Raw genomic sequence first — 17,003 nt, forward strand, 5'->3', positions numbered from 1 at the left:
TACCGCTGCCATTCAAAAAATCATCGAGGGTGTTGGTTTTTATCCATTGCTAGTAAAGAATGGTCGAAACAAGCATACTTACAAATGACTGCTTCAAATGTTGGAACCTCTTCGTAAACAAGAAATCATGGGGAACACAACTATAAGCAAATCCTTGATTCCTTAAAAATCTTGCTTTTTGAAAAGACAATGGTCGCTAATATGCGCAAGTCTTTATTTTCTAGAGCCTAATGTATTGGTACTCGGATAAAAAGAAAAATTCCTCATTTTTAAAATGGGGAATTTTTTTGATAATCAAGCTCAAATTGTTCGATTCGTTCTCGGACAAAGTCAGGCACAGGGCAGGGTGACAGAGTATCGCGGTTTACACTCACATAGATAATCTCAGCCAGCAGAACGGGCTCGATTTCATCTTCTCTCGTAATCATAAAATTCATGGTCATGCTTGTGCTGCCGACTTTTTCCATTCGGCACCAAATGGTCAGCCAATCATTTAAGTATGCGGATCGTTTATACTCGATGGTCGATTTGGCCAGAACAAAATCAAAAGCTTCATCGTGTTGCAGAAGCTGCTGGAAATATTCTGTGACGGCCACATCTATATACGTTAAATAATGCGAATTAAAAACAATCTTTTGCCCATCAATTTCCGAATAGCGCACCTTTAATCGGTGAGAGAAACGATAATCTATCATTCTAGACTCCCTTCCTTACAGCCTATTTCACCAAGGCATTCTCTTCCTCGGCTAGGGTTTTAACCCTCTCAACAAATTTAACTACCGTCTTATCACTCGCAAACCATAAAAATAGTTTTAAAAAGGCCTTTAATGGTTTATTGGTCGTTGTATATTTGAACATTGTTTTATGTTCCGTTATTTTCGCTAACTCATAGGCAGCTGTAATTTCAAACATGTTGGCTAAGGTGAATCCAACCTTCATTTTTTTGTGATCAGCTGTGTTCATATATTCTAATGTTTCAACATCATATTCTTCAATACGCTTTCCTTCCTTATACTGCTGACGATAAATGGTACCTACTTTTTCTTCTGTAATTTTAACAGGTGAATGACCCACAACTTGCGGCATCATTTTTTGCGTTTTTTCCAATGTACCATCAAATAAATCCCAAATATTTTCGATGGGAGCGTCAATTTCTATTTCCTTTGTCCATTCTCTCAGTTTGGAACACCTCTTTGTATATATAATTATTTTAATTTTTTCGAAAAAATACCTAGTAAAAATAATATTCTATTTATAATGGTAAAACACCTTTTCATTGTACCAAACTCCATGAGTAGTGCTGAAATTATCTATAATTTTTAGAATTTTTTATATCTAAGTTGTATCATTTGATGTAAAGTAGAAATAATTGCTAAATTAGATATAGGAATAATGGAAAGGAATGGTGCACGATTGAGTTCATCATTTAATAGTTCAATAGATAATTCAAATACGATTACCCGTTCCAAACGGGTATGGATAGCCATTATTTTAGGTTCTTTAGGGGCTTTCGCTCCCTTATCCATTGATATGTATCTCCCAGCGCTTCCAATCTTAGCGGATTACTTCCATACTAGCGCTTCTTCTATTCAGCTAAGTTTAACATTTTTCCTGCTAGGAATTTCCTTAGGACAGCTATTTGCAGGACCCATTAGTGATATTCGCGGGAGACGAAAACCACTGCTTATTGGATTAATTATTTATGGTGTCGTTTCAATACTGTGCGTATTTAGTCCATCCATTTGGACCTTCATATTGTTACGTTTTATTCAAGGACTTGCCGGATCATTTGGAATGGTTATCTCAAGGGCGATTGTCCGTGACTTATATTCCGGTACCGAACTAACCAAATTCTTTGCACTTCTTTCATTAGTAAACGGAGCGGCACCGATTCTAGCTCCAGTATTTGGTGCTATACTACTAAGATTTGTTCCTTGGCAAGGGATATTTATTGTATTAGGATTAATCGGTTTTATTATGTTTATTGTTGTCCTTTTTGGCTTAATGGAAACATTGCCAGCTGAGAAACGGGTAAAAGCTGGAATCAAAAATACACTTATTACCTTTCAAAAATTGATTGTTGATCGAAGTTTCATCGGGTATGCCCTTACACAAGGACTGGTCAGTGCATCAATGTTTGCCTACATAGCAGGCTCTCCTTTTGTGGTGCAAAGCATCTATGGTGCTTCACCGGAAACCTTCAGCCTTATTTTTGCCATCAATGGAATCGGCATTATGATTGCTAGTCAATTAACAGGCAGGCTGTCTGTCAGATTCCGGGAGTCAAAGCTATTGGCCATCGGCTTATCTATGTCTGTTTTTGGTTCAGTGATGTTACTTATCTTATTGTTGTTTCAGGCAAAGTTATGGACTATTACCATCCCGTTATTTTTCGTCATATCCAGTGTGGGTATGGTCAATACGGCAGGATTCTCGCTTGCCATGCAGGAGCAGGGGAAAAATGCAGGAAGTGCCGCTGCGCTGTTGGGGGTTCTCTCCCTCTTATTTGGCGGTATCACTTCTCCTTTAGTCGGATTAGGAGGAGATCAATCCGCGATCCCAATGGGGCTTGTCATCGCCTGCGCTTCCATTGGCGCTGTGATTACGTATATATTCTTAGTGCTAAGAAAATCCTCAAAGCAAAAAGCTTATTCATAAAAATTCATTTAGTAGTGGTAGTCAGCATTCGGTGCATTAGGGCATCGAATGCTTTTTTTATATGGATATTTTTGGTTAATTTGAAACTATTTGCGAGAAAAGACGTCTAGAAGTTAAGTAGAGAGTACATAGTAGGAGGTCACTATGAATAAAGGTGAAATGAAAAAGGGAAGAGGATATTGGATAGCCGCTATTTTGCTAGTATTGGCAGTATTACTCGCAGGGTGTAAAGAAGAAAATTCAAAGGAGACAACTGGGGCTAAAAAAAGTGAGGTTCAGAAGTCAGAGGCGCAGTTTATACCAACAGAATACGATGCAGATGTGAAGGTAAATGCAGCGGAAAAATCCTTAACCGGTACACTTATAGTGAAGTCAACAAACCAAACAGGAAAAAGCCAAGACGAAATTTTACTGCATGTGTACCCGAATCAATTTCGTGAAGGTGTAGATTTATTGGGTGGGTTCTGGCGTCAAATCATTGATGAGAATTCTGAACCTGGAACTATGGAAATTTCAGAAGTTCAAGTCAATGGAAAGGCAAATAAATTTGAGATCAAAGACACAGTCCTTGAAATCCCTTTGGATAAATGGGATAAGGGTCAAGCGATTACGATCGAATTTAATTTTTCAATGAAGGTCCCGAAAAATAACGGACGATTTGCGTATGATGAGCATGCGATTTGGCTGGGAAACTGGCTTCCTATTCAAGCTGTTTATGATAAGAGAGGCTGGGTTACAGATCCGTATCATTCAATGGGAGATCCATTTTATAGCCAGGTTGGGAAGTATACTATGAATGTATCAGTTCCGGGAAATTATAAAATCGCCAGTACTGGCAAGGAAACAGAGGGTATAAAGGAACAAGATGGAACTCTGCGGTACACTACGTCCATTGAAAATGTAAGGGACTTTGCCATGGTCATAATGGATGAATCGTATCAAAAGTTATCTGAACAAGTAGGAGATACAATCGTTCATACATGGTTCCTAGCAAGTGACAACCAGGAGGCAGTAAGGCAAAACCATGAAGCGGGAAAAAAGGCATTAGCTTATTTTAGTGAAATTTATGGTCCTTATCCATATCCTGAATATGATATCGTTCGGACGGGTATGTTTACCGCAATGGAATTTCCAGGCATAATTTACCTTCCAAAAAACATTCTTGAGAGCAATGAAACGGAAATTGGTTCTGTGGTCCATGAAACCGCACATCAATGGTGGTATGGAATGGTAGGAAATGATGAAGTAAAAGAGCCTTGGTTGGATGAGGCATTGGCAACGTATACTACAACGAGATTTATGTTAGAGGAATTTCCGGAACATGGAGCGGCAAATTTAGAGAATAGAAAGCAAATGACAGCTGGAACGGAAATGTTTGAACGAGATGGCATATTTATTGGGAGTCCTGTTGATCAATTCAAAAGCATTGGCAGCTATTCACAGCTTGTCTACCAAAAGGGTGCTTTAATGTTGGAAAACCTTGAGAAGGTAATAGGGAAAGAAAAAATGGACCAAATCCTACAAACATATTTTAATGAATATCAGTATGGAATGGCGTCTGGAAGTGACTTCGTTGCTGTCTTTGCCAATGAACTAGGTCCAGAGGCAAGGGTTTATTTTGAGGGATGGCTGAAGGGTAAAGAACCTGAGTTTAAGAAATAAATCGATGAAGACCATCACTTAGTGAAAATTCCTGAGAAATGGTCTTTGTTTACCTAATTTTCTTAAATAGGGAATAATCACCTTTACATCCTTCCACTCCAATCGATGGGGATGTTGGTCTTTTCGTAGGTAGACTGGCTGTAGAACTTGATTACCAAAATGACAAAGATAAACATTAACCCAGGTATCAAGTAATAAACAACCTCTGAAACTAGCGATTCATTCATAGTAGCTTTCACAATAAAAATTGAGGTGCCAGGACTGCCGACCATTCCGAAGAACAGCCCATAGGCAACATTTAATCCGTAATGAATACCCGTATTCGCCCAAATCGAACCTGTTTTGTAGAAAGCATAAGTAATTGAAAGCCCTAGAATCAATGAAAAGATAAAGTTACTTAAACTGAAGCCAGCATACCAGTAATCATCCAAAGCGTAAATCAAAATACTAATCGTAAAAACCCATCCTATTTGCATTTTATCCTTTAAAAGATTGACCACAAACCCCCGAACAATCAAATCATTAATAAATGACCCCATGAAAAATCCTACAATAATCATTAAAACTGGCATAAGTAATTCTGAAGGTTCTCTCGTGCCATTCCACTGTAAATCGCCACTTAAAAGCTGAATTCCAAACATCAACATCCAAAAACAGAATCCAATTCCAAAACTTAAAAAGAAGTTTCTTAACCATCCTTGATGAAAAACTAATCCTAACCCTTTTAACCCATTCAAACCAACCCATTTTGTAATAAAAGATGCCAGTGGGAAAAAGACAAGCAGAGCGACAAATTGCAAGATGGGATTACCTAGTAGTGAAGGAGCAAATACAAAATATAAATCTAGAGCGAGGAAACCAATCACAGCTTTAATAATTCTATTAATAGTAACGCCCCCTCCAATATATAGAGCACAATTTTATTTTAGCATTTTCAGGAAAAATCATCCGAATTTATTAAGCATGTTAATAAGATTTTTAGCCTCAATGTCTTAGTGAATAAGTTATTCACACTATGAAATAATACTCATAAACAAGCTAAGGAGCTAACATCTATGAAAGTATTAGTGGTTGGGGCAAATGGACAGGTGGGAAGGCTTCTTGTTCATCTGCTAAGGGATAGTAAGGAACATACGGTCAAAGCGATGGTAAGGGAAGATGAGCAAGCAGCCGCTTTGAAACAACTGGATATCGAAGTAGCTGTGGCCTGCTTAGAGCAAAGTGTAGAAGACATTGCTCAGGCAGCGAGAGGCTGTAATGCCATCGTGTTTACTGCAGGTTCTGGCCGGCATACGGGATATGATAAAACCTTGCTCATAGATCTTGATGGTGCCGTGAAAACCATCGAAGCAGCTGAAAAAGTTGGGATTAAACGCTTCATCATGGTCAGTGCGATCCAGGCGCATAGAAGGGAAAACTGGCATGAAAAAATGCTTCCTTATTATGCAGCAAAATACTATGCGGATAAAATGCTAGAAAAAAGTGATTTAACCTATACGATTATCCGTCCTGGAGGGTTAATGAGTGAGTCTGGAACTGGTAAGGTTACAGCTGCGACGGACATCCGAAGTGGAAAAATTCCTCGTGAAGATGTGGCAAAAACAATAATCCAGTCCCTAACGGAAGAAAATACATATTACCAATCATTTGATCTTATTAGCGGTGAAGTTCCAATTGAAAAAGCATTAAAATTGCTCTAAATGATATAACTAAACAATAATGGCGAAAAGCATTTGATCCTTTCAAATGCTTTTTTTTATGGTTATGGTTTTAATTCTTTCTCGTAAAAATATAGTAATTAGAAGAGGATGTCCAGGTTTGAAACTTTTCAGTAAGTGGAACGTAAATCAATAAAGTTACTTTTTATTTGGTTGGAGGGTATTATGGACTTATGGATAAAAGAATTTATTGAACAGTTTGGTTATTGGGGAGTCTTTCTTCTCATTGCACTTGAAAATATTTTCCCTCCGATTCCATCGGAAGTGATTCTTACATTTGGCGGCTATATGACAGTTCAAACCAACTTGACTGTTCTCGGGGTTATTGCTGCATCCACGATAGGCTCCGTGTTCGGTGCTGTTGTCCTATACCAGATTGGCGCTATCTTAGATGTAAAAAAATTAGAGGGACTGATTGAAAGGTATGGACGCTACCTCCGCTTAAAAAAGGATGACCTCTATCGAGCGGAATCCTGGTTTGAAAAATATGGTATTTGGACGGTCTTTTTTTGTCGTTTTATTCCACTTATCCGCAGTTTGATTTCAATCCCTGCGGGTATGGCGAAAATGAATTTCTGGCATTTCATCAGTTTTACAACCATCGGCACGATCATATGGAATACAGTGTTGATTAATTTGGGTGCAGGAGTAGGAGAAAATTGGGAACTCATTGTGGAAAAAATGGACCAATATTCTAACCTGATGTACATACTACTCTTCATTCTCCTTATATTCGTTATCGGATGGCGAAGAAAAAGGAAAAGATATTAGAAGAAACTACGGATAAATTCTATGAGAGGGTTATTACCATGAATATTACGTCTATATTATTAGGCTTTCTCCTTGTATTGAATATCATGTTGGCCCTCATTGTCATTTTTCAAGAAAGAAGGGACGTCGGTTCTACGTGGGCCTGGCTATTAGTACTATTTTTCATTCCAATCCTTGGATTTGTTATGTATTTATTATTAGGACAAAATTTGAGTCGAAAACGACTATTCCAATGGGACGATCTCAAAAAGACAGGTTTTGAAAAAGTATTAGAAACACAATTGACCAAACTTCGTTTAAATCAATTCTATTATCGCAATGATGTCACGAGAGATAACCATGATTTGATTTACATGCATATGATTAACAATCAAGCGATTTTAACAGAGGATAATGCTGTCGAGATTTTTACAGACGGTAAAGAGAAATTTAATCAGTTATTTAAGGATATTAAGGCTGCTAGGAATTATATTCATATCCAATATTACATTATAAAAAATGATCATCTCGGTAAAAAATTAATTGAGGCTTTGACGGCAAAAGCGAAGCAAGGTGTTAAGGTTCGTATTCTATATGACGAATTGGGGTCTCGAAGCTTACCGAAAAAATCATTTAAAGAATTTCGGAAAGCTGGAGGACAAGTGGAGGTCTTTTTCCCTTCTAAATTTCGGTTTATTAATCTTAGATTGAACTATCGAAACCACCGGAAGTTAGTCATTATTGATGGGAAAATTGGCTATGTGGGCGGCTTTAATGTGGGCGATGAATATTTAGGTCTTAATAAGAAATTTGGCTATTGGCGTGATACGCATTTACGCATTCAAGGGACGGCGGTTTATGCGCTTCAGACCCGTTTTATACTTGATTGGAATCAAGCATCAGACGATCAAGATGTTGACTATGTTCCGAATCTTTATCCTGAAGATGTATCTCATGGTAATATCGGAATACAAATTGTAACGAGCGGTCCAGATTCTGAGTTTCAACAAATTAAGAATGGCTATATAAAAATGATTATGTCCGCAAAAAATTCTATTTATATTCAAACCCCTTACTTTATACCGGATGAAAGTTTGTTGGATGCTCTTCGAATTGCCTGCTCATCTGGTGTGGAAGTCAATATCATGATTCCTGATAAACCCGACCACTTGTTTGTCTATTGGGCAACTCTCTCTCATGTAAGTGAATTATTAAAAGTTGGCGCCAAGGTTTATATATATAAAAATGGGTTTATTCACGCAAAAATGATTGTGGTTGATGAAGAAATAGCCTCAGTTGGCACTGCGAACATTGATTATCGAAGCTTTAAACTTAATTTTGAAGTAAATGCCTTCTTATATGATGAAGGAATATCTAGAAAACTAACGGAAATCTTTAAAGATGATATAAAGGTATCGATGTTACTTTCATTTGAAAATTACCAAAGACGGTCACTGGAAATTCGTCTGAAGGAATCTATTTCTAGACTGCTTTCACCTATTTTGTAAAAATAGAATTTGTTAGTAAACAGGTGCTATCCCTTAGGGAGGAGACTTTTTTTAGCAAATCCATTCTAGTACCAGAATTTGAAAAAAACATATGGAAAACGCTTGGATAAATAGTTCCAAGCGTTTATTTGGATTATAAATAGTTTAATGGATTAACGCTTCAATCGTTTAAGCACGCTTTCTTCAAAACCAGCTTGATCTATATCTAATCCGATGATTTCATTTCTAAAGGACTTGAAACGTCCATTCTCAACCTCAAGTGTGAAATATCCCCTAGGGCTTGATGGATTAATATCCCCAATGATGTTTTTTCGACGCGCAGGGTCAAATAGGTTCACTAAATTTGGATTGCTTGGATGTGGCTTGAACCGACAGCCCTGTTCCACACAAACTCTAACAATATTTCGTACCTTTGGATGAGTAATACTTTCGATTTTTTTAATTACATCCTCTTTGACCATAGGTGTGAGTCTCCTTTCCATTCTTAAAACAGTATGCTGGTGCTAAGGGAAATATGCATAACTACTAAAGCAACATATTAGTCTATGTAGCTTAATCTTAAAAAAGAATAGGGTTCTCTTATTTTCAGGCTATTTTCGCAATCATTAATGCTTTTTGAAATTATTTTCAAACAGCGCCGAATGAGACCGGTATTCGGACAGCTAAAGCCTTATTGGATCTTGCCTAGTCTGAATGAGACTGGCATTCAGACAGGTTAAGCTTTTGGAGGTAAACTTCGTCGATAAAGATAGAATCCTATATGCTGAAACGTCCTCCAAAGCATTTGCAAATGAACATGCAATAGAAATTGCTTAGTCGGTAAAGAGGTTTACAATGACATTACCTAGAATATTTCCAATAAAGAATTTAAAAAAATCATTGAAAATTATTCAGAATACTTTCTCCTATAAGAAAACAAATGATTTATTAGTTGCTCATCCATCGGTATGATAATATAAAAAAAAGTGCAAATAGGTGATTTGCAATTGGTTAGATAACAGAAATTAGTGAATAGGGTCAGTCTCAAATGGGACTGACCTTTTGTTTTTATTATAGTTTGTTTATTGGTGCGTTTAATCTAGTTAAAAAAAATATTTTAACTCACTTCTAGGAAGGTATAGATAATAAAGTTTAACTAATCCTAGACTATACAATAAAAATTGAAGGGTGATTCAAATGTGAGAAACAGATCAAAAGATATAGTGAAGGATGTGAAAGAGAAATACTTCAAGTAGCGAGTGAAGATGCTTTAGAAATACAATATCATTGCACAGAATGGTAATAATGATGAAAATGTGATTAAGTCGTTTTTTTTGAGTTTATTAAGTGTAAATTTGTTTCAAACTCTCTTAAGTAATGAATGATACTCGTAATATACACCTCCAAAAATGAAAATTGAAGGTGGTGAGATCTTATAATGTTTATTAATTATCAGAATTTCCACTATAATCTGCAGCATGAATCAAATAACCTCCAATGAAAAAGATCGCAAAAAATATCAATAGGACAATAAATTGCATGCGTATTCACCCGCCCATTTATAGTAATGAATCAATCGTTCTTATTAATATAATGAAGGTCCTAAAACCTTTCATTGTATGATTTTCGATTGCTCTATTGCTCTGCCCAAATTTCAACTGTATACTCTTTTTTATCATTTTTTGAATCATAAAGAGCTTTCAAGTTCCAAGTAAGGATATTCCCCGGTTTTTAAAATTGGTACGGCATTATAGATATCCCGTTGAACAGAATGATAGATTGAAGACTTGTATCCTAAAGATGTTAACAATTTACCAGTATGTGACGTGAAAAAATGCTTTACCAGTGACTCTTCGTGACATTGTTCGTAAAATTGAGCGGCCACTTTTGCGGAATCTGACAATTGGAATGCGGTTCCAGAAAATTTGTGCAAATGGTGTATAAAATGACCCGCACCGATAAAATCTTCCATCGAAAAACACCCATGGTTTCCTGAACAAACAAGGAGAATGGATTGCTGGTTATAGTTTTGTAAAAGCTTCTGCGCAACAAATTTCCCATTTAACAAACACGAGGCGTAAACGAATGGGGCCCCGAGTGATTTTTTTAAAGCTACAGTTCCGTTTGTCGTGGATAGAATAACGGTTTTTCCGTCAACATTTGATTCAAGTAGTTCCAATGGGCAAGGGTATATAAATTGATTAAGGGAGTACCCGTTTTTTTCACCAGATAAAATACAGGAATCTTGGGGTAAATTAAGATTTTTGCTAACTTCAAGCGCTTCATCACTGTTTAATACGGGAATGACTTTTTTAGCACCGTATTGTAAAAGAGTGGTAATTGTCGTTGTTGCTAACAGGACATCAAAAATAACCACAACACAATTTTTTAGTCTACTTGGATCAATCAATTCTTTTTGTAGTAAAACATTGATTTTTGTCATTCTGTGTCCTTTCTTATCTTTTATTAAAAAAAATCACATCATAAGATAATGTCATTAAATTTTGTATGCCCTCATTTAAATTACTAAATCGATTATCTGTAAGATGTCCTTCCTTCCATTTTAATAAGGAAGGTTAAGTTTGAATATCCTTCTGAAAATTGTTTTACTTCCATATTAGCGCTTTTATCAAGTTCGATTTGATTTTTAAGAAAGGCTTCAAACTTAGCACAGTTAATTTCTTGTTCGGATTGAGTCGAAACATTGATCTTTTGTTTTAATATCGTTAAGCCTCCTAAAAACATTTATTTGTGTAAAAAACATGCAAGTACCATGCCAATATTAAAAAATTGTTTACCTGCCTTGAAAAGAGTATAAATAGGTTTTATGATGTGGGGTTTGTAGCATCCTATCTTTTAAGATGATAAGTTTTCGTACAATACGCTATTAGTAGTGTAGTTATATCATACAATTCCATAGATTCGAGCAATTATCGGCTTGACTATTCTTAATTTTCAAACGGTAATTTATAAAAAAGCTATATCTGCTTAGATAAGGGGATGAATGATGTGGAAATTATTAAGGACTTTATGACGATTTTATGAAGTGAAAGGCATTAACTATATTGTTCACCGGATCCGCTCGATGTTCGAATAATAACAGCGACTCATCAGAAATTAGAAGAAATGGTCGAGGAAGGAAAGTTTAGAGAGGATTTGTTTTATCGATTAAATATCATCTCGATTGAAATTCCTCCACTCAGGAAAAGAAAAGAAGATACTTTAATGTTAAGTCATGTATTTATGCGAGATTTAAACAAACAAAATGGAACTAGTATTATTGGTTGGAATCCCTTAGTATAAAATGCTTTATTAGAGTATGATTGGCCGGGTAATATTCGTGAACTCCGCAATGTATTTGAACGAGCAATGGTTTTTGCAGAAAATGGAATGATCTCTTTGGAAGATTTACCCGAATATTTACTCAAGAAATTTGGGATGGATCGATTTATAGAAGAAGAGAATGAAGACTGTGAGAAAACAATGTTAGAGAAGGCCGAAGAAATGGCGATAAAGGCAGCTTTAAAGATAGCGGATGGAAACAAGAGTCAAGCGTGCAAGCTATTAGGCATTAGTCGCTCCTTTCTATACGATAAACTAAAAAAATATAAAGATATAAAAATCTGAGCATTTAGTCAAAAAGCACTCTAGTGTGCTTTTTTTGTTGGTCAAAAAGACATTACAATCTACCACCTGTTTGAATTTCAAACACAATGATAAACCTATTCATATTTTTTCCTAACTTGGTTATGGTTTGTTTAAGATTATTTTTACATAATTAATAGTCTTAAAGCTCGTCATTTCAAGAGATTAAGAAATAAAATTTCAAAGAATTGCGATTTAATTTAAAAGTTGGCACAGATATTGCATTATGTATTGATGACTGGCTAAGAAACTCCAAATAAAATAGGAATCTTATATTAATAAATTGTTACAGGGAGGAAAAGTATGCGTGAGGTAGTAATTGTTGAGGCTGTTCGAACCCCGGTTGGAAGAAGAAAAGGTGTGTTAAGTAATATCCGTCCTGATGACTTGGCTGCTGAAGTGCTAAAAGAATTGGTGAACCGGGCGGGAGTTTCGCCTGATTTAATAGAGGACGTGATTTTAGGGTGTGTTACTCAAATTGGCGAGCAGGGGGTGAATGTCGCCCGAACAGCTGCACTAACTGCTGGTTTCCCAATTCATGTACCTGGGACGACCATTGACCGCCAGTGCGGCTCAAGTCAGCAGGCAGTTCATTTTGCGGCCCAAGCGATTTTGAGTGGAGATATGGATATTGTGATTGCAGGTGGCATCGAAAGCATGACGCGTGTTCCAATGTTATCCAATTTCCAAGGAATTTCCTGGAGCGAAAAGCTTACCTCTCGACACGAAATCATTCATCAAGGATTATCTGCAGAGCGTATTGCCGAAAAATGGGGAATTACCCGTAGCAAGGCAGATGAATTTTCATTAGAAAGTCACAATAAAGCAATAAAAGCTCAAGAAGAAGGTCGGTTCGATCGAGAAATCATGCCGATTGAGGTGACACTGGAAGATGGGACAAAGCAAGTGATTACCCAGGATGAAGGCCCCCGCCGTGGCACGACCATTGAAAAACTTGCAAGCCTAAAACCAGCATTCACTGAGGACGGTATCATTCATGCAGGGAATGCTAGTCAGATGAGTGATGGAGCAGCAGCATTACTGCTTATGTCAAAAGAGAAGGCATTAGAATTAGGTCTTAAACCACGTTTTAAAGTACTTGCTCGTACTGTAGTAGGATCTGACCCAACCTTAATGTTAACGGGACCGATTGAGGCGACGAAACAGGTACTTAAAAAGGCAAATATGGAAGTTTTAGATATTGATATTTTTGAAGTTAATGAAGCTTTTGCTCCTGTCCCAATGGTCTGGTTGGAAGAGCTCGGAGCGGATCCATCTAAGCTGAATCCAAATGGAGGTGCCATCGCCCTCGGTCATCCATTAGGTGCAAGTGGAGCTCGAGTGATGATTACCCTTATTCATGAATTGGAAAGAACAGGCGCCCGGTTTGGACTTCAGGCTATCTGCGAAGGAAACGGCATGGCTAATGCGACCATCATTGAGAGAATAGAGGAATAAAGAGAATAAATTTTAACCTAACGAAGGAGGAATATTGAATGAAAATGAAAGATGTGATTGCAGTAGTAACAGGTGGAGGTTCTGGATTAGGAGAAGCGACTGTCACGCGAATTGTCGAAAACGGCGGCAAGGCAGTTATTATTGATTTATCTGAAGAAAGAGGAGCAATTGTGGTTGAAAAATTAGGCTCAGATAATGTCCTCTTTACAAAAGCAGATGTTTCAAATGAGGAAGAGGTTTCACAAGCTTTATCCCAGGCAATTGAAAAATTTGGTCAAATCAATACCGTGGTGAATTGTGCTGGAATCGGCCCTGCTAAAAAAGTATTGGGACGTGATGGCGTTCATGATTTAACAGGATTCAACAAAATTATTCAAGTGAATTTGGTGGGAACATTCAATGTCACACGATTAGCAGCTGAAAAAATGGTAAACAACGTACCGAATGCAGAAGGGGAGCGCGGAGTCATCATCAACACAGCTTCTGTTGCTGCTTTTGATGGACAAATCGGTCAGGCTGCTTATAGTGCTTCAAAAGGCGGAGTCGTAGGGATGACGTTACCGGTCGCAAGAGAATTTGCACGCTACGGGATACGAGTGATGACAATCGCACCAGGGTTAATCCAGACGCCATTATTCGATACTCTTCCGGAAAAAGCAAGAGAGTCCCTTGGTGCGATGGTTCCATTCCCATCTCGACTTGGATACCCATCTGAATATGCTCAACTCGCAGAAAGCATTATTCAAAACCCATTGCTCAATGGAGAAACTATTCGTTTAGATGGAGCGATTCGAATGCAGCCGAAATAAGAACCTAGTAGAAATAGATATTGATAAATGGTAATCGGTTACATCCAAACATTGCTCGATTGTTGTTTTAAAACTTGTGGTAAATGAATGTTCCTACCTTAAAGTCAACAATCTTTACGAATAGAGCCAGCAAATAAAATAGGAGGTTTAAGATGAGTCAACTGGTTCAATTAACTAAACAAGATGGTGTTGCCACAGTAATTATGGATAATCCACCAATGAATGTTTTAAGTAGTCAAGTCTCACAAGAGTTGAAGGAAGTTTTTACACACCTAAACGAAGATTCAGAGGTTATTGCAGTCATTGTAACAGGAACCGGTGAGCAGGCATTTATGGCTGGCGCGGACATTAAGGAATTTCCTAGTTGGGTGGGATTAGAAAAAGAAGAGATTAGAAAGATTGCTAGAGGGAATCAAGAGGTATTCAATTTGATTGAAAATCTACCAAAGCCCACCATAGCTATGCTAAATGGTTTTACACTTGGTGGAGGCTGTGAGTTAGCATTGGCTTGCGATATTCGTATTGCTGAAGAGCATGCAAAGCTTGGTTTACCTGAGATTAAATTAGGTCTATTTCCTGGGGCTGGGGGGACTCAAAGGCTTCCGAGGTTGATTGGACCGGCTAAAGCGAAAGAGTTAATGTATTTAGGAAATTCAATTTCCGCAGAGGAATGCTTGAAAATAGGGTTAGTTAACCATGTTGTTCCGAAAGGACAAGGCATGGAAGCGGCAAAATCAATGGCCAAAAAGCTTGCTAGTCATTCTTTGCAATCTTTAAGCAGAATCAAGAAGGCTGTGAACGAGGGGACAGATCAATCTTTTGATTCCGGTCTTGATCTAGAGTTAGCTCTTTTTGTAGATGTATTTGGTTCAGATGATGTTAGAGAGGGCGTTCAAGCCTTTATTGAAAAACGCCAAGCAAAATTTACGCATAAATAAGCTAATTTTAAGCTGAAGGTAGTGTATATGAATTTACTTAAATGATTTTAAAAATTGTTACTGGAGGGGTATTTTATGATATTTGAAAAGAGTGCAAAAGTGCAAGAGTTAGAGGAAAGAGTATCGGCTTTTATGAAAGATATTGTATTACCGAACGAAAGTGTGTATGAAGAACAATTAAACGCAGGGAAAAGCCGCTGGGAAATACCACCAATTATTGAAGAAATGAAAGCGCAAGCAAAGGAAGCTGGACTTTGGAATCTATTTATACAAAGCAAGGAGCATGGGCCAGGTTTAACAAACCTTGAATACGCGCCGTTAAAGGAAATCATGGGTCGCTCGCTAATTGGACCAGAAGTTTTCAACTGCTCTGCTCCAGATACAGGAAACATGGAACTTTTAGAACATTATGGTTCCCCTGAACAAAAGCAACAATGGCTGGTTCCACTTTTAAATGGAGAAATTCGTTCTGCCTATGTCATGACAGAACCTGACGTCGCTTCTTCTGATGCAACAAATATTTCGACTCGCATTGAGCGTGATGGCGATGAGTATGTAATAAATGGTAAAAAGTGGTGGATTTCTGGTGTTAAGGACCCGCGTTGTAAGCTCATGATTTTAATGGGAAAAACCGATCCGAATGCTGAAAGACATAAGCAGCAATCAACGATTATTATCCCAATGGGGACACCTGGTGTAGAAATAAAAGAACATCTTCCTGTCTATGGTTATGATGATGCACCACACGGACATGCATTTGTTGACTTCAACGATGTTCGTGTTCCGGTTGAAAACATGATTCTCGGTGAAGGTCGAGGCTTTGAAATTGCCCAAGGCCGTCTTGGACCTGGTCGGATTCACCATTGTATGCGCCTGGTCGGGATGGCGGAACGTGCTTTAGAACTGATGATCGACCGTGCGCAAAAAAGGGCTACCTTTGGAAAATCAGTCATTGAACAAGGTGTCATCCGCAGGTGGATTGCAGAATCACGTATTGAAATTGATTCAGCAAGATTGTTAACTTTAAATGCTGCTCAAATGATGGATACAGTTGGAAACAAAGTAGCTCGAAAAGAAATCGCGATGATTAAGGTGCTTGTACCAAATATGGCTGTAAATGTAATTGACCGTGCGATCCAAGTTCATGGAGCAGGCGGCGTAAGTGATGTTTTCCCATTGGCACAACTATGGGCGCATGCTCGTTCGTTAAAATTTGCTGACGGCCCAGATGAAGTACATGCTGAAGCTGTTGCGAAATTAGAAATCAGAAGTCAGAGTAAAAAAGTCGAGGTTTTAAATAAATAATTGAAGGATGCAATATGACAGGAACAATAGAAAAAGCAAATGTTTTTAAGCAAATTATGGGTCAATATCCTACTGGAGTAACCATAGTAACAACGATGGATGAAGTGGGGAAACCTGCAGGTTTGACAGTAAATTCCTTTGCATCTGTATCCATAGATCCTTTAATTGTGCTATGGAGTATTGATAAAAAGGTCTCTTCTTTAGATAAATTTGTGAAAGCGGAAAAATTTGCTGTCCACACCCTTTCTACAGAGCAAGAAGCCGCATGTTGGGCATTTGCCGGCAAAGAAGCAGATCGCTTTTCAAAGGTGGATTGGAAGGTATCGGAGAATGGTTTACCAATCATTGCAGATTCGTTGGGAACGTTTGAGTGTAAAACCATTCAGCAAATTGATGCAGGGGATCACATCATCCTTTTAGGAGAAGTAATTGATTTAAATAAGGCAGAAAAGAATCCACTACTTTACTACAACCGAAATATAGGTCCAATTCCAGTTAATTGGCCGAAAAAATAGAAAGATATTGGAACTCAAAAATAGTTTTGATGAAAAAAATGTTAGGAGTGGGGCTTAC

16 protein-coding genes and 1 pseudogene are annotated in these 17,003 nt (G+C 37.6%); 12 read left to right on the forward strand and 5 right to left on the reverse strand.

Annotation, left to right across the window (positions count from 1 at the left end; all coding sequences use genetic code 11):
* Positions 1-269: 269 nt before the first annotated feature.
* Positions 270-695: an acyl-CoA thioesterase gene (locus tag V7108_RS09795; protein WP_335568065.1), complete on the reverse strand. Its 426-nt coding sequence runs from the start codon at positions 693-695 to the stop codon at positions 270-272.
* Between the two features lie 22 nt (positions 696-717).
* Positions 718-1,107 (reverse strand): SRPBCC family protein, encoded by a 390-nt coding sequence (locus V7108_RS09800; protein WP_335568066.1) that lies wholly within the window; start codon positions 1,105-1,107, stop codon positions 718-720.
* 306 nt (positions 1,108-1,413) lie between these two features.
* Between V7108_RS09800 and V7108_RS09805 the strand changes: the two genes are divergently transcribed.
* Complete coding sequence (locus V7108_RS09805) at positions 1,414-2,658, forward strand: multidrug effflux MFS transporter (protein WP_335568067.1); 1,245 nt, start codon at positions 1,414-1,416, stop codon at positions 2,656-2,658.
* A gap of 144 nt (positions 2,659-2,802) precedes the next feature.
* On the forward strand, positions 2,803-4,320 hold the full coding sequence (locus V7108_RS09810) for a M1 family metallopeptidase (RefSeq protein WP_335568068.1): 1,518 nt from the start codon (positions 2,803-2,805) through the stop codon (positions 4,318-4,320).
* An 83-nt stretch (positions 4,321-4,403) separates the two neighbouring features.
* Here the strand turns inward: V7108_RS09810 and V7108_RS09815 are convergent, their stop codons facing one another.
* A complete protein-coding gene (locus tag V7108_RS09815) occupies positions 4,404-5,120 on the reverse strand; it encodes a CPBP family intramembrane glutamic endopeptidase (protein ID WP_335568069.1) in 717 nt (238 codons plus the stop codon).
* Positions 5,121-5,375: 255 nt separating this feature from the next.
* Here V7108_RS09815 and V7108_RS09820 point away from each other — a divergent pair, with 255 nt between their 5' ends.
* The 3 genes from V7108_RS09820 to cls all read left to right on the forward strand — a co-directional run bounded on the left by V7108_RS09820 (position 5,376) and on the right by cls (position 8,296).
* The gene (locus V7108_RS09820) at positions 5,376-6,020 is read left to right on the forward strand and encodes an SDR family oxidoreductase (protein WP_335568070.1); all 645 of its coding nucleotides are present in this window, start codon (positions 5,376-5,378) and stop codon (positions 6,018-6,020) included.
* A 183-nt stretch (positions 6,021-6,203) separates the two neighbouring features.
* On the forward strand, positions 6,204-6,809 hold the full coding sequence (locus V7108_RS09825; protein ID WP_335568071.1) for a DedA family protein: 606 nt from the start codon (positions 6,204-6,206) through the stop codon (positions 6,807-6,809).
* Between the two features lie 38 nt (positions 6,810-6,847).
* Positions 6,848-8,296 carry a cardiolipin synthase gene (gene cls / locus V7108_RS09830; protein ID WP_335568072.1) on the forward strand — a complete coding sequence of 483 codons (1,449 nt, stop codon included), beginning with the start codon at positions 6,848-6,850 and terminating at the stop codon, positions 8,294-8,296.
* A 152-nt stretch (positions 8,297-8,448) separates the two neighbouring features.
* Here the strand turns inward: cls and V7108_RS09835 are convergent, their stop codons facing one another.
* Together V7108_RS09835 and V7108_RS09840 are read right to left on the reverse strand one after the other, a co-directional pair.
* Entirely contained in the window at positions 8,449-8,757 is a 309-nt protein-coding gene (locus tag V7108_RS09835; protein ID WP_335519833.1) for a hypothetical protein, read from the reverse strand.
* Positions 8,758-9,962: 1,205 nt separating this feature from the next.
* Positions 9,963-10,718, reverse strand: coding sequence for a 2-phosphosulfolactate phosphatase (locus tag V7108_RS09840; RefSeq protein ID WP_335568073.1), 756 nt, complete (start codon positions 10,716-10,718; stop codon positions 9,963-9,965).
* 647 nt (positions 10,719-11,365) lie between these two features.
* Here V7108_RS09840 and V7108_RS09845 point away from each other — a divergent pair.
* From V7108_RS09845 to V7108_RS09875, 7 genes and pseudogenes are all read left to right on the forward strand, one after another.
* Positions 11,366-11,578, forward strand: a pseudogene (locus V7108_RS09845) (sigma 54-interacting transcriptional regulator); the annotation flags it as partial.
* An 87-nt stretch (positions 11,579-11,665) separates the two neighbouring features.
* Positions 11,666-11,902 carry a helix-turn-helix domain-containing protein gene (locus tag V7108_RS09850; protein WP_335568074.1) on the forward strand — a complete coding sequence of 79 codons (237 nt, stop codon included), beginning with the start codon at positions 11,666-11,668 and terminating at the stop codon, positions 11,900-11,902.
* Positions 11,903-12,223: 321 nt separating this feature from the next.
* A complete protein-coding gene (locus tag V7108_RS09855) occupies positions 12,224-13,378 on the forward strand; it encodes a thiolase family protein (protein WP_335568075.1) in 1,155 nt (384 codons plus the stop codon).
* 38 nt (positions 13,379-13,416) lie between these two features.
* Positions 13,417-14,187, forward strand: coding sequence for a 3-hydroxyacyl-CoA dehydrogenase (locus V7108_RS09860; RefSeq protein ID WP_335568076.1), 771 nt, complete (start codon positions 13,417-13,419; stop codon positions 14,185-14,187).
* Between the two features lie 152 nt (positions 14,188-14,339).
* Positions 14,340-15,125 (forward strand): enoyl-CoA hydratase/isomerase family protein, encoded by a 786-nt coding sequence (locus tag V7108_RS09865; RefSeq protein WP_335568077.1) that lies wholly within the window; start codon positions 14,340-14,342, stop codon positions 15,123-15,125.
* A gap of 75 nt (positions 15,126-15,200) precedes the next feature.
* Entirely contained in the window at positions 15,201-16,430 is a 1,230-nt protein-coding gene (locus V7108_RS09870) for an acyl-CoA dehydrogenase family protein (protein ID WP_335568078.1), read from the forward strand.
* 14 nt (positions 16,431-16,444) lie between these two features.
* Positions 16,445-16,945 (forward strand): flavin reductase family protein, encoded by a 501-nt coding sequence (locus V7108_RS09875; RefSeq protein ID WP_335568079.1) that lies wholly within the window; start codon positions 16,445-16,447, stop codon positions 16,943-16,945.
* Positions 16,946-17,003: the final 58 nt, after the last annotated feature.

The sequence above is a fragment of the Neobacillus vireti genome, assembly GCF_036962345.1.
Lineage (GTDB): Bacteria > Bacillota > Bacilli > Bacillales > Cytobacillaceae > Neobacillus > Neobacillus vireti_A.